The sequence below is a fragment of the Variovorax gracilis genome (assembly GCF_030317115.1).
Lineage (GTDB): Bacteria > Pseudomonadota > Gammaproteobacteria > Burkholderiales > Burkholderiaceae_C > Variovorax > Variovorax gracilis.
On sequence record NZ_JASZYF010000002.1, the window covers coordinates 257,856 to 271,973 of the forward strand.

Here is a 14,118-nt window from a genome sequence, read left to right on the forward strand (position 1 = left end):
TGAACGGGCGCCCACCTACCATTTGAAGCGAACACCCGCGCGGCCGCTCCAGCCGTGGCTGTCGCCGCTGCCGAGCGAATGGTTGTAGTCCACGGAGCCGAATGCGCTCATGTTGCGCGCGATCTGCCCTGACAGGCCGACGCCGACCTGCGCCCACGTCGAAGCGCCAAGCGGTGCGCTCAGTGCCACCGGGTTCAAGCCCTGCAGGTTCGTGAAGGTGGTCGTCGCTTCGGAGTCGAAGGCATGCCACACGTTCACGCGTGCCCAGGCCGTGAGGTCCTGCCCTTCTCCGCCTTGCGCGATGCGGCGTGTCAGCCGGGCGCCGATGCGGCCATAGAAGGTGCTGGTGTCGTCGAAAAAAATGCGGGCCAGGCGGTCGGCGCTGTCATCGAGCCTCGTCCACTGATAGACGAGTTGACCCTGCGGCTCGAGTGCCCAGCCGGGTGCAATCACAAAGGGGTAGCCGGCTTCGAGCGAGGCCGCCACGCCCCAGCCGTCGGCTGCGAGCTTCTCGCCATAGATCGACTGCGTCTTGACGCTGTCGTAGCGCGTGCCCTGCAGCACGCCATCGATGTACCAGTCTGAATCGCCCTTTCGCGTCCAATAGCCGCCGAGCGAATAGCCGTACATCGAAGCCGTGCCGGCCTTGCCGCCGTAGATGGCATCGACGTCGCTGTCGATGTGGCCCAAGGCGATGTAGGCGCCCGCGACATCGCCTCGACCGTTGGCGTCGGCACGGCGAAGCAGGTCGATGCCGGCCTGCACGCCCGCCTCTTTGTAGTCGTAGGACGGGCCGTTGCGCGTGAAGTCGTCGAAGCGACCGATGTTGGTGCTGCCGCTGCCATTGCGAACGTCGCCGCTGGTGCCGAACACACGGCCCCAGGCACCCATGCGGCTGGGGCCCTCGCTCGTCGCAGTGATGCTGTCTTCACCAGCCCGGTCGTGGTACGTGCCGAGCATGGCGATGCCAAGCCGGTTCGCGAGCACGGGGACGGACATGTCGAGCGGGACTTCGACACGGTAGTTGGGCAGCAGGACTCCCGGCGCGGCGGCGGGCGCCGCGCCCGGTGTCGGGGGTAGTGCCTCGCCGACGGGGAGAGGCGGCGCCGGCGTTCCTGTCGGGGCTGGAGCGGACGGCGGCGCAGGCGGTTGCGCCATCGGCGGCAATGTCGTACGCAAATACCAGCTTTCGCCATTCGCCGTCCCGCCCTTGAACAGCAGGTATTCGTACGCTCCGGCCGCAAGCCTGGTACCACCCAAGGCAAACGCCGAATTCGCAGTCGTCGCCCCGTTTGCCGCAGCGACGACCACGATCCCGTCGCCTGTCGTGAGTGCGCCGCCCCCGCCTGCGTTGGCGATCTGCAGCGTTGACGTCCCGCTCGCACTGCCTCCGTTGATGACCAGCCTGTCGGAGGGCGAGTTGTCGGCCCCAAGGAAAGTATTGAGTGACACCCGGCTGCCGGGCGCTCCGACGTAACTGTTGACGGTCAGCGTATTGCCGGGCACTCCGTTGACTGCGCCGAGCTGCGCCACTCCTGCGTTTTGCAGCGTGCCATTGACCGTGAAACTGCCATTGCCACCGGCCAGGACCGCCGGCTTCGCGAGCCATTGGACGCCTGGCTTGCTGGTCACACTGGCGGCGAGGGGCGGCGAAGTCGGACCCGCAATTGCGTCGGCGACCTTGAGCAGGCCGTTGTTCACCACGTCGCCATTCACGCTGCCGTAGCCAGCCAGCGTCGCGCCCGGATTGACGAGGACCATTCCGCCACCACCCAGCGCGGCGCTGCGGCTGCCCGAGTCGCCGACCACGAGCGTTCCTGCGTTCACCGTCGTTCCGCCGCTGAAGGAGTTGGCGCCCTGCAGGACCAATGTTCCTGCGCCTGTCTTGGTCATGGCGCCCGCACCGGTCATGCCTTGCTCGACGATGGCTTCAAAGCCTTGCGTGTCCAGCGTGGCCCCGCCGGCCTCGATCGAGATCGGCCGCGTTGCAGACAACTCGAAGCTGCCGAGCCATCGCAGCGTGCCACCGTTGAAAGTCACGCCGCCCGTCGGCGCGCCGAGGACGCTATCTGCCGGCATGGCGAGTACGCCCTGCTGAATGAACGTGCCGCCAGCGTAGGTGTTGCCGCCGGCCGCCGAGGGTGCGAGCGTGAGCGTGCCCGCGCCCTGCTGGACGACCCGCCCGACGCCGGAGATCAGGCCGCTGTAGGTGACTGTGTCGGACCGGTTGAACGCCAGCGTGCCGCTGTTCGCCACATCTCCGGCGATGCTGCCCGTCGTGCCGCCATTGCCCAACTGAAGCGTGGCAGGCGCCGCGATCGTCGTCGCACCGGCATAGGTGTTGTCCGCCGACAGGATCGTCGTGCCGGCCAGCGCATTGACGGTGCCGGTGCCGCTCATCCGCGGTGCGAACTCGTATCCGGAGGAGGTGTGGTTGAAGTTGATCGTGGCCGTGCCGTCGCCGAGCGCCACGGTGGGCGTGTCGAGCCGGCCCGGGGCAGCAGCCGCATTGCCGGTGGCCCCACCGATGTTCAGCGTGCCCACCGACCCCGGAAAGAACGCCAGATACGTTGCTGGCGCGCTGACCGTGGCCTCTTCGCTGATCGTCAATGTTCCGGTCCCACCGTTGCCAACGGTCAGGTCAGGCCCCGTGTTGACCCAGCTCGAACCGGCGCCCGTGACGACAGCGCTTCCCACACCACCGGCGACGCGCCCGACAAAGCCCTGCGCGCTGGTCACGTTGGCACCACCGGAAACGGTCAGCGAGCCCGCGCCGGAACGCGCCACTTCGAAGGTCGAGTCGCTCGTCAGTGTCGATCCCGGCCCGCTGACCAGGGCAGTGGATTGCGCGCCTGCGTTCTCCCCTATCACGACGCTGCCGCCGCGCACCTGGCCAGCCCGGTCGATGGTCATCGTGCTGGTGCCGGACAGAAGGCTGACGAACCCGCTGGTCGTCCAGCGCGAGCCGCCGCCGCTCACTCGGATGGTGGACGTCCCGCTGCCCTGCGATGCACCGAGCGCAAACCCGCTCTGGACAATCCCGCCGTTCTCGACCGTGAGCGAGCCCGAACCGGAGTCGCCGATCGTGAGGCCGCTGCTGGTTGTCCACACGGAGCCGCTGCCCGTCACCGTCACTGCACCTTGCGAACCCGCATTGGCGCCGAGGACGCTTGTCGTGCCGGTGACCTGCCCGCCGTTCTCGATACGCAAGGTGCCGATGCCCGAATTGCCGACGGCGACATGCGCGGCCGGCGAATTGATGGTGCCACCGCGCACACTCAATGTGCCGCCGTCGATGGTGGTGTTGCCGGTGTAGGTGTTGTTGCCGGTGAGAACGAGCGTTCCGACGTCGGTCTTGGCGAGACCACCGCTGCCCTGGATCGCTGCTGCGATCGTGGCGCTCATCGCGGCGCCCGCGGCAGTGCCATCACCCACCCGGATGATCGTGTCGGCCGTGTTCGTCGTCAGTGGCTGGCCGGTGACTGTGTAGCCGTCGACTGCGAACTGCGCGCCGCTGAAGGTCACCGCGCCTGCGCTGTTGTCCACCGTCACGGTCCCCGGCGTGCCCTGGAAGATCGCGAAGCCGTTCGGCTGCCATGGCGCATTCACGGCGCCGGCGCTGTCGGTCCATGCATCGTTCGCGGGCGTTGCCAGCCACGTGCCCATGCTGCCATTCACCGCCACGTTGTTGAAGAGCGCGCTGGTGTTCCCGTCCCAGAAGTTCAGTACCAGCCCCTGCGTGTTGACCAGGTTCACCTGATTCGCCACCGACGTCTGGACGAAGAACGGACCACCGGGTGGCATCGCACCCAGATCCAGCCCCTGGTTGCTCAACGCGCCGCCGTAGTTGATCACCCTGTAGACGCCTGGTCCGAAGCTGCCTCCGGCTGTTTGCGTGACGTTCAGCGTACCGTCGAGCAGCAGGTTGCCGCCCACGACCGTCAAGTCGTTGAACGGCCCGCCCGGTACGTTGGCCTGGCCTGCTTCGTAGTCGAGTACCGAGCCGGCGGACAGCAACAGATCGCCGCTGATGGTCAGCGTGCCGGGGCTGGCGCCCGGCGCGATGTGGCCGCCGTCCCGGACCGTCACCGAGCCGGCGATCCTGCCGGTGCCCCCGAGCGTTGCGGCGTTCTGAACGGTGGTCGCTGGGCTGGCAATCGAGCCGTTGACCCGCAGCGTGCCGGCGCTGACGGTCGTCGCGCCCGTGTAGGTGTTCTCGCCCGTGAGCGTCGTCGTGCCGGCACCCGACTGGGCCAAGGTTCCGGACCCGCTGATGACGCCTGAATAGGTGAGTGCATCGCTTCGATTGAACACCAGCGCAGCGTTGTTGACGATGTTGCCCACCAGGCTCCCGGTGGTGCCACCGAGGCCCACCTGCAGCGTGCCCGCGCCGATGGTGGTGCCGCCGGTGTAGGTGTTGTTGCCTGTCAGCGAAAGCGTGCCGGCCCCGATCTTCGTCATGCCGCCGATCCCGCTCGCAACGCCGCGATACTCGCTTGAGAAGCCGTTGGTGTCGACGGTCCCGCCGCCTGCAAGCAAGGTCACCGGGCGGCCAATGAAACCGAAGGCTGACGCCAGGTAGCGAAGGGTCCCGCCATTGAACACGATCGGGTTTCCGAGCGTGCCCAGGTTGTTGGGGTTGCTGAAGGCCAGCACGCCCTCGTTGAGGATCGTCGGCCCGGTGTAGGTGTTGTTGGCCGTGAGGGTGAGCGTTCCCGCGCCGCTCTTCGTCACTGACCCGGTGCCGCTGATGACGCCCCCGAAGCTCAATGCGTCGCTGCGATTGAACACCACTGCGCCGTTGTCGGTGATGTTGCCTGCCACGGTGCCGCTCGTTGCCCCGGTGCCGATCTGCAGTTGGGTTCCGGCCTGCACGGTCACCGGACTGGTCAGCGTGCCGCTGACGCGCAGCACACCGCTCTCGACCTGCGTGTTGCCGAATGCACCGCTGCCCGACCAGGTCCAGTCGGTCCCGGTCATCCGCAAGGTTTCGAAGTTGGCAAACGCGTTGGCCGCCGTCCCCGCCCCCTCGAGGATCACGCCGTCTGTCCCAGTGCCGCCGTCCGCAAGCCCTGTGATTTGCGAGCCTGCCCGCAAGGTCAGCGTGTCGTTGCCCGCGCGCAGGTCGATCGCAGTGCCCGCATCACTGCGGATGACGCCGGCATTGATCAGGTTCTCCTGGCCGTTCACGCCCCGCACCGCGAAACTTCGCTCGCTGATGATGGAGCCTGTGTTTTCGATCCTTGCGACGAAGCTGCCCCCCAGGGTGTTGGACAGGACTCCATCGGCATTGATGCCCGATGCCCGGATCGTGCCGCTGTTCAACAGCGTGTTGTTGTCGCCCTGCATGAAGACACCGAAGGCGTCCCGCCCTCCAACGAGGAGATCGCCGCTGTTGATGAAGGTGCTGTCGCCATCATCTGCGCGCATGCCGTTGCCGCGCTGGCCGCTGGTGTTGACGGTGCCCCGGTTTTCCAGTGTGTTGTCCGCCCCGGCCAGCACGTAGAGACCGTGCGCTCCTGTGCCACTGACGTTGATGGTTCCCTCGTTGCGCAGCAGATTGCTGGTGCTGCCGGCGACTTCCATCGCGCTGGAACCGATCCCGCTGGCGGTGATGACGCCGCCAACCACGTTCCCCACGATGTTGCCGCCTCCACCGGTCACGAACATCCCGAATGCCCGGTTCACGGTTTCCGAACTGCCGCCCGACGTGGTGATCGATCCTGCATTGGTCATCGACGAATCGCTCGCATCGACCAGGAGCATCCCGTGCGACCCCTGGCCTCGCGTCACGATGGTGCCGTCGTTGCGCAGCACGTGACCGAGGCCGGTGATGGCCGCCATCCCGAATGCTTCGTCCAGGTTGGATTCGATGACGCCGGTGGCGGTGTTCGTCAGCACCGTTCGATTGCTCGCCTGGCCAAACATCCCCGAGCCCTGGAAGGTATTCAACGTGATCTGTCCTGCGTTGATCAGCTGGTTGCCCTCGTTGTTGGAGGAGATCAGCCCGGTGGCGAGGTCGCCGTTGACGGTGATCCGCCCACCGGCTTCATTGCGCAGCACACTGTTGTTCCCGACGCTGACGAAGGTCAGGGAGTTGAACCCGGATGTCACGAGCGTCCCGAAGTTGCGCAGCGTGCTGTTTTCGCCGAGAGCGACCACACCGATGTTGCCCGCGCCTGTGGATACCGGTTGGATGCTTCCGAAGTTGTTGAGCTGTGCGCCCGCGCCAAGCACGATCAGGTTGCCGTTCCCGGTGATCACGGCATCCGCGTTGACATTGACCGTCACGCCGGAGGCAGCGGACGCATCGAGCGGTACGGTCGTGGGGGCGGGTCCGGTGCACGTGACGGTCTGGCCGTCGGCTGGCGGATTGGGCAGGCAGTCCGCCTTGGCCAGCCTGGAACTCATCGATGCAAGAAGGCCGGCGATGACAGACGCCGAGACAGCAGCGATCTTGCGGGTCAAGGGGAACAAAGACATGGCATCGGGCCCTTCCTTGTCTGCACCTGAGGAATAGGGCGGCCTTTCTATCATCCTGCCTCGCGATAGCGCAAGCGATCAGGCCGCGGGACAGCCGCAGCGAACATGAGCAACGGCATCGAAGCGGTGGGCGACCGTCACGCGCAAGTCGTTGATTCGCAGGGCATTTCTCCCTCTCCAGCAGTGCCTTCGAACGCGAGTCGCCAAATGTGAGTTGAACTCATATTATTCCTGGCACCGATCCAACCATCAGTTCCAGGAGACCCTCGCAATGCAACGCAGGACTTTCATGAAGGCAGGCAGCGGAATCGCTTCGGCGGCCGCACTCGCGACCGCCACGGCCTCAGGCGCCCAACCATCCAGCGGCGCGACGCGCCCGGACCAGCGACTGGCGCAGAAGTACAGATTCAACGATCCCAACATGGATCTGTTCTTCATGGCCGCCATGAGCTGGGGCCCGACTGGCGGACTCGACATCGGGCAGGTGCACTACATCGCCTCGACGATCAAGGACGGCGACGCCGACAGCTGGGTCCAGGCTTTCGCGAGCTATGGAGACCTTCAGAACGCGCAGGCCGACACGTGCAAGCAGCGCGGATGGAAGCAGGCCGCCGGTGAGGCGCGGCTGAAGGCCTTCGCGAGCTACCGCTCGTCATGGCAATTCGCGGCGCCCGGGGAGCGCTTCGCGTCGCTCTACGCGAAGCACAAGGCCGCTTTTGCAACTGCGATGTCGGAGCTCGAGTTTCCTGCGAGCTTCTTCGTCACGCCCTACCAGGGCAAGGGCCTGCCTGGCGTCTATCTCCAGAATCCGGTGAAAGATGCTCCGCTGGTGCTGGTGATCGGCGGCGCCGATACGTGCTTCGAGGACTTGTTCCTCACGGTCGGTCGCAACCTCCTCGGCCGCGGCTATTCCGTCGCGCTGGTGGACCTGCCTGGGCAGGGCATCACGCAGGCCAGCGGCCTCTATTGGGAGACCGAAGCGGAGAAGCCTGTCGCCGCGGTGCTCGATGTGCTCGTCCAGCGCTACGGTGCCAGGCCGGGCCGCATCGCCCTGCTCGGCTTGAGCCTCGGCGGCTACTTCGTCGCGCGCGCCGCCGGCCACGAGACGCGCGTCGCGACCGTGATGGCGAGCACGCCTTTCCCCGATCCGTCGGACCTGTTCGCGCAGTCGGTGCGTCATGCCATGGCGTCGGGCGGAACCCCGACCGAGGCGGCACTGCGCAGCTACCAGGCTTCGCTGTGGAAAGCCGGCGCAAAGTCGCCCGAGGAGTTCATCGCACGCACGGCCGGCATGAAGGCCGACGCTTCCCTCGTCACCGTGCCGTTCCTGTCGATCCTCGGCGCGGGCGATTCGCCGGTCTTCGCCGCGCAGGCCAAGGCATGGCATCGTGACATCCGCTCCACGCGAAAGTCCTTCGTGCTGCTTGATGCGGCCACCGGTGCCGACGGGCATGTGCAAGTCAACAACCGTCTCCGGCTCGCGCAGGAATGCTGCGGCTGGCTGGGCGAGATCTTTGCGGGCTGACGACATGCGCGCCCCCTCTGGCTCGGCGCGCTGCTGCTGAGCGCGCCCATGACCATTCCCCGCACAGCGGCAGCTGAAACGCCCGAGGCGCAGACCCGCGCGATCGCAGCCGAGGCCTACATCTACGGCTATCCGGTGGTCGAGATGTACAAGACGCTCTACGCACAGGCCGTCGCGCGCGGCGGCCCGAACTTCAGGGCAGGACGCGCTCTCCGATTTCGTCGATTTCGACGTGTTGTCGGCCGGCCCGATCGTGCAGGCGATGTCGAACGCCTTCGACCGCTACTGGCGCAGCGACCGCGTCTATCCGGTGGCATCGGTGGTCCGCACACCGTTGAAGCAGGACGCTCGATCGAGCTTCGACGAACTCGTTCGTCAGGCAGGCGAGCCGATCCCCGAACGCGCCATCGACGTGCTCGGGCGCGCGCCCGTGGCGCGGGAACTCGACGACGCAAGCTTGAAGCTCTTCGCCGCACATGCGCGCTTGTTCGTCGATGACCCCATGAAGGGTTCAGCCGAACTCGCAGGCGACGTGTCCGAAGCGACGGTCACCGATCGCACGATCGGCCTCATGGCCACGGCGCGGAGGAACGTGCGCATCGTGTCGCCCTATTTCATCCCCGGCGACCGTGCCATCGACCTGTTCGAGAAGGCACGCGTCGCAGGGGGCGCCGGCAATGTCACGGTGGTCACGAATTCACTGGCGTCGACCGATGAACCGCTCGTCTACGGGGAGTACGCCAAGTACAGACTGCGCATGCTCCAGGCCGGCGTGCGCATCTTCGAGGTCGACGCCCGGATGGGCGCGGCGCCCGGATCAGGCCAACCGGGCGTCGGAACCCGCGAAGGCGCGGTCACGAGGTTGCACGCCAAGGTCGCGACCTTGACGAGCACCTCGTCTACGTGGGCTCCATGAACTTCGACGGCCGCTCTGCCCACAGGAATACGGAGATCGGATTGGTCATTGACAGCCCGGAAGTCGCGCACACCCTGAGTTCGATCTCACGCGGCAATCTCCTCAAGGTGGCCTACGAGTTGCGGCTGTCGCCGGACGGCTCGGCGATCGTCTGGATCAGCCGCGACGAAAGCGGCCGGGAAGTCGTGCACGATTCGGAGCCGCACAGCACCTGGTGGACACGGCTCAAGCTGGGTTTGCTCCTGCCCTGGCTGAACAAGGACGAGTTGTAGGCCAGCGTCGAGCAGCCACGGATCGTGCAGGCCTGGGCTCTCCAAGCGACTCTCAATGCCGGTGGCTGCTTGCCAGCGCCCGGCGGTAGTGCTCTGCGAGCACGTCGCGCCCCCAGTCCCCTTCGAAGTCACGCCACACGTTGTGGATGTGGTTGCCACCCGAGTTGTCCCATTCGATCAGGAAGCGCGCGCCCTGGATGCGCCAGTAGTGCGGCTGGCCGCGCTCGGTGGCGCCCGCCCATCCGAAGCGGATGCCGTCCAGGCCGCCCGCGCGCACGCTTTCCAGTCGCTGCTGCGCCAACGACGATTCGGCCACCGAGGCGAGCGATTCGACGATGCGCAGCAGCAGGGCCTGCTGCGCTGCGTCCATGGCGCTGAAGGCCAGGCCCACGGGTGCCAATGGGTCCAGTTGGGCGGCATTGCGCGTGACGATGTCACCGAACGGCCGGGCATTGAATACGGCCTGCTGGCGCTGCGCCGGCGAGAGCGCGGCGAGCAGCGCGAAGGCGCGGTCCTCCTCCTCGCCCAGCGCGCGCTGGCCCTGGCGCGGGCCTTTGTTGGCGATGTCGCGCGGTACCTGCGCCGGATTGGCGCCCAGGAACTGCGGCAGCGTGGCCACGACCTGGCCGTCGGCCAGCGTGAAGTGCAGCGAGAGATGGTGCCCTTCGATGCGCCAGCCCCAGGGCGAACTGGCGTGCGGCGTGCCGAACAATGCGATGGCGTAGTTCTCCGGATCGCGCGAGAGGCCGAAGGCTTCGATCTCGCGCAGCGCGATTTCCAAGGCGATGATGGCCTGCACCTTGACCAGCCCCGGCTCCGACAGAGCCGCAGCCAGCAACTGCTGCGCGGCCTGGCGCTGTGCATCCTGCATGGCCTTGAATGCAATGCCGGGCCGGCTGCGCGGCGTGTAGTTCCAATCGCCGCGCGCCTCCAGCGAGAACGGCCGCAGCAGTTCCGGCTGCTGCCCCGCCGGTGTCGCGTCCAGCAGCGCCCGTGCCGCGGCCGTCATCGCCTGCGCGGCGCGGCTGGTGTCGCCCGCGGCCGCAAGTGGCGCCACGGCGAGCAGGGTCCAGCATGTCATCCAGGCAGAGAGAGTGCGCAACAGCATGGTTGGTCCTTCCACGTGAGCAGTCGATGCGAACGCGCGGCGATAGGCGCGCCGGCACACGAGGCTTCTGAAGTCAGGGCGCCGCCACCTCCACCTCGCCCCTGCGCGCCGCCGCCGCAAACGCCTCATGATCCCGCCGCGTCTGCTCCGCATACCCGGCCGCGAAGCGCACCAGCGCATCGTCGAAGGCCTCCGACTTGCCCAGGTAGCCAGCGATCATTGCCGCATCCCCTGACTTGGCATGCGCCAGCGCAAGAGCCCAGCCGCAGAGCCCGCAGTATTCCGCGAATGCGGCCGGCGTGGTTTCGCCCATCTTGAGTTCGACCCCACCCTTCATGTCGCGCAACTGCCGGACGTAGAAGTCGGTCCCGTCGAGCTGGCCCCAGCCGAGAAAGATGTCCGGCGAGCCCTGGATCAGCCGCTGGCCCACCACCACGCGCTGACCCTGGTTCTGCGGCCCCTTGTTCGGGCCGGGCCACGCAACGTAAGGGGAAAGCACCGAGGGCTGCGCCTCCTTGATCTGCAGGAAGAGCGGATCGTCCTCGTCCCGCCCCTGCATCAGCACCACCCAACAGCGCGTGCCGACGCTGCCCACGCCCACCACCTTCTGCGCGACATCGAGGACCGTGTAGCGCGAAAACAGGAAGCGGCGCTCGGGCGCCAGCGAATCGAGATAGGCGGCCAGGAAGTGGCCCAGCGCGTCATCCACCGGCCTGCCGGCCGAGGTGTGGCTCACACGCACGATGAACGGATGCTGCTCGACGATGCGGTGCTGGTCGTCCACCAGGTCGGTCATCTTGTCGAGCACCTGCAGGTGGTTTCGCTTGCGCGCCTTGTCCAGCAGGGCGGAGGCGGCATTGCGCCACCAGGGCGAGATCGCCTCCAGCAGCCGCGCGCTGTCGATGGTGTCGTACCAGATCTCCAGCAGCCCCATGCCGGCATAGCGCCGCATGCGTTGCCGATAGCGGGTCGCGGCGGAGCGCACCGCGGCCTCGCACGAATCGCGGTCACCGCCCAAGTGCAGCGAGGCGACGTACGCGCTGGCGGCAAGCCGCTTGATGTCCCACTCCCAGGGGCCGGGCTGGGTCTCGTCGAAATCGTTGATCGCGAAAACGAGCTGGCGCTCGGCCGACGCGAACACGCCGAAATTGGCGACATGCATGTCGCCGCAGGCCTGCACGCGCAGCGCCGTCGTCGGCGTCGGCGCGAGATCGGCGGCCATCACGGCTGCGGAACCCCGCAGGAAGGCGAAGGGCGACTGAAGCATGCGCGCGTGGCGCACCGGCACCAGCTGCGGCAGCCGCGTTCGGGCCTGGGCGAGCAGGATGCCCACCGGGTCGACGCCCGCCGGCCGCTCGAAGGCGCCGTGGCTCGCTCGGGGAACGCGTTCGCGAATCGTCTTGCCGATCGCCATGCGTTCGTCGACCGTCGGCTTGCGCGCTGTGAATGCGCTCGACAGCTCCTGGGCCCGCGTCGCGTCTTCGGTGCTGGCCTCGGCCTTCTTCGTACGTGCCATGAATCCTCCGGTGTGTCCTACGGACTTCATTCTGGGTGCCATTCCATCCGAAGGGAAGGCCGCGCGCCGCGCATGAATCAGAGCAGTCTGATGGACGCTGGCTGGCACGAAACTTAAATTTCACCGCTCCCCACTGCGCCCCCGGCCGAACCATTGCAACCCTGCTTCCGTGGGGTTCCGGCCCTCCCCACCCATGAGATCCACCTTCGATACCGGCTTGCGTATTCCCGCCAAGGTCTACCTTTTCAAGGCACTTCATCCCCTCCTCCGGCGTACAGGGCGCTACTTGCTTCTGGCCAGGCAGAGCCGGCGCTTCTTCCTGATGCCGGGGGACTATGTGAGCAGCTACACCGCGCAGTTCGGTCTGTTCGAAGCGGAGGAAGTCGAGGTTTCCCGCCGCCTCTGCAAAGCCCTGTTCGGATCGGCCCAGCTCGCGGCCTCGACGATGATCGACGTCGGCGCGCACATCGGAACGTACAGCACGGCACTGGGCGCGAAGTTCGGACGCATCGTTGCCATCGATGCGGTCGAGGCGTTTGCCCATGTGGTCCGGGCCAACCTGAGATGGAACGGATTGCAGGACAAGGCGCGCGTGCTGCATTGCGCCGTGGCCGACCATGAAGGCCACGCCGACATCGTCGTGGAGCGGTCGCTCAACATGGGCCACTCGCGGATCGCTGCCGAGGCCGAGCCGGCAGCCGGAGAGGCCCAGACGCGCGAGCGCGTCGCGGTCTCGACGCTCGACACGATCGTCCGCGAGAACTCGGCCGACCAGCGAGTCCGCTTCATCAAGATCGACGTGGAAGGCCATGAGGTCGCCGCGCTGCGCGGCGCGTTGGGTGTTCTGGCCGCGCATCGGCCTCTGGTGCTGTGCGAGATCGATCGTGGAAACCTGCGCGCAGTCAAGGAGTGCCTTGGCACGCTGCCTGCGCCCTACGACGTCTGGCACGTCGCAAGAGGCACGCCCGGCCGCCACATCGTTCGTCGGGTCTGGGACGTCGTGACAGGTGGCCAGCCCGTTGTCATGACCAGGCTCGAAGCCAGCGACAACCCGGCGCACATGTCCTGCGTGCTGCTGATCCCGAGGGAATACGTGCCGCGGATTGCCAGCGCCTTCTCCAAGCCGACGCGCATCGACCCCAGCCTCTGCATCCAGGTCCCCCGTTTGCGCTGAGGGACACCCCTCGGAACAGCCATTTCCTGGCGCCGTGAACGGTGCGCCGGGCAGAGGCGTGCCCAGCGGCGCCTGGTGCACGCGAATTTCGTCCGGCAAGCCCGCCCGGGTTTCGTCGGCGGTCCATCTCAACGTCCGTTCTATTCAAGGAAATCCGTATGAAACAAGCGAAGAACCTTTCAGCTGTCGGTGGCGCCATGCTGGTGATCGGCCTGCTGCATGGATGTGGTGGCGGCGGTGGTGGCGGCGTCGCGACTCTGCCGACCGTCGGCAGCACGGCAACGCCAGAGGGCCCCGCCTCCAGCTCGGAGCCCGAGCCCGCATCCGAGCCCATCGTCGCCGTGCCGACGCCCCCGGCCGACACGGCCAAGGATTCGCGGGAACCCGTCGAAGGCAGCGAGCCGGCACCCTCCCTGCGCGCACCGCAGCCCGGGTCCACCGCCGCGGTGGGCAATGACAGCGAAGGCGTCTACGAATCGATATTCGGGTACGCCTACGTCAGCGCGAGCGGCAAGGTCGTTCGGCAGTTCAATGTGGGATTGCTCTGGGGCTCTATCGACATCTCCGGGTCGAACTGGATATTCAATCCGGAAACGGAATACACCTTCGTTACCGTCGATCCGGTGACGGGCTCAGGGACGTTCTCGCCCAAGGCTTCGATGGACGGCACCTATTCGCGTCGCGGCAGCGCGTCGGCATTCGGGCCCCTGACCTACAGCTTCGCCAACGCCCTGGCCGTCGATCAGACCAGCGTTGCGGGCACATGGTCAACGCCCGATACCTTGGGGATGGGCATGTCGATCATGGTGGACAAGACCGGCGCATTCGCCGGCAGCACGTCCGGCAGCAGGATCGGCGTTTGCAAGCTCTCCGGGACCTTGCTGCTGGCTGAGCCGGATTCGGCCAAGAATGCCTACGCCACCACGTTGAACGCGGAGAACGCCGCCACTGGCACCGAGAGCAAATGCCAGCTCCTGTCCGACATGCCCTACGTCGGTCCGTCCGCGATCGTTTTCCACCCTGCGGGCAGGTATGTGACAAACGGGTACTTCAGAACCATCGCGTTGACGATCCGGCAGGAAGGCACCAAGGCCTCCATGACGAACTACCTGCAAAAGCAGTAG

General features: G+C 66.7%; 8 protein-coding genes. 5 read left to right on the forward strand and 3 right to left on the reverse strand.

Annotated elements, in window-relative coordinates; genetic code table 11:
* Positions 1–15: 15 nt before the first annotated feature.
* Entirely contained in the window at positions 16–6,483 is a 6,468-nt protein-coding gene (locus QTH97_RS06845) for an autotransporter outer membrane beta-barrel domain-containing protein (RefSeq protein ID WP_286567339.1), read from the reverse strand.
* A gap of 271 nt (positions 6,484–6,754) precedes the next feature.
* Here QTH97_RS06845 and QTH97_RS06850 point away from each other — a divergent pair, with 271 nt between their 5' ends.
* The 3 genes from QTH97_RS06850 to QTH97_RS06860 all read left to right on the forward strand — a co-directional run bounded on the left by QTH97_RS06850 (position 6,755) and on the right by QTH97_RS06860 (position 9,196).
* The gene (locus QTH97_RS06850; protein ID WP_286567340.1) at positions 6,755–8,008 is read left to right on the forward strand and encodes an alpha/beta hydrolase family protein; all 1,254 of its coding nucleotides are present in this window, start codon (positions 6,755–6,757) and stop codon (positions 8,006–8,008) included.
* A gap of 232 nt (positions 8,009–8,240) precedes the next feature.
* Entirely contained in the window at positions 8,241–8,924 is a 684-nt protein-coding gene (locus QTH97_RS06855) for a phospholipase D-like domain-containing protein (protein ID WP_286567341.1), read from the forward strand.
* 41 nt (positions 8,925–8,965) lie between these two features.
* Complete coding sequence (locus QTH97_RS06860) at positions 8,966–9,196, forward strand: phospholipase D-like domain-containing protein (RefSeq protein WP_286567342.1); 231 nt, start codon at positions 8,966–8,968, stop codon at positions 9,194–9,196.
* A 52-nt stretch (positions 9,197–9,248) separates the two neighbouring features.
* Here the strand turns inward: QTH97_RS06860 and QTH97_RS06865 are convergent, their stop codons facing one another.
* On the reverse strand, positions 9,249–10,304 hold the full coding sequence (locus QTH97_RS06865; RefSeq protein ID WP_286567343.1) for a DUF3500 domain-containing protein: 1,056 nt from the start codon (positions 10,302–10,304) through the stop codon (positions 9,249–9,251).
* Positions 10,305–10,377: 73 nt separating this feature from the next.
* Positions 10,378–11,820, reverse strand: a complete 1,443-nt coding sequence (locus tag QTH97_RS06870) for a DUF2252 domain-containing protein (protein ID WP_286567344.1) — start codon at positions 11,818–11,820, stop codon at positions 10,378–10,380.
* Positions 11,821–12,013: 193 nt separating this feature from the next.
* On the opposite strand from QTH97_RS06870, the gene QTH97_RS06875 reads away from it, so the two are divergent.
* Both QTH97_RS06875 and QTH97_RS06880 read left to right on the forward strand, forming a co-directional pair.
* Positions 12,014–12,994 carry an FkbM family methyltransferase gene (locus QTH97_RS06875; RefSeq protein ID WP_286567345.1) on the forward strand — a complete coding sequence of 327 codons (981 nt, stop codon included), beginning with the start codon at positions 12,014–12,016 and terminating at the stop codon, positions 12,992–12,994.
* A gap of 158 nt (positions 12,995–13,152) precedes the next feature.
* Positions 13,153–14,118: a hypothetical protein gene (locus QTH97_RS06880; protein WP_286567346.1), complete on the forward strand. Its 966-nt coding sequence runs from the start codon at positions 13,153–13,155 to the stop codon at positions 14,116–14,118.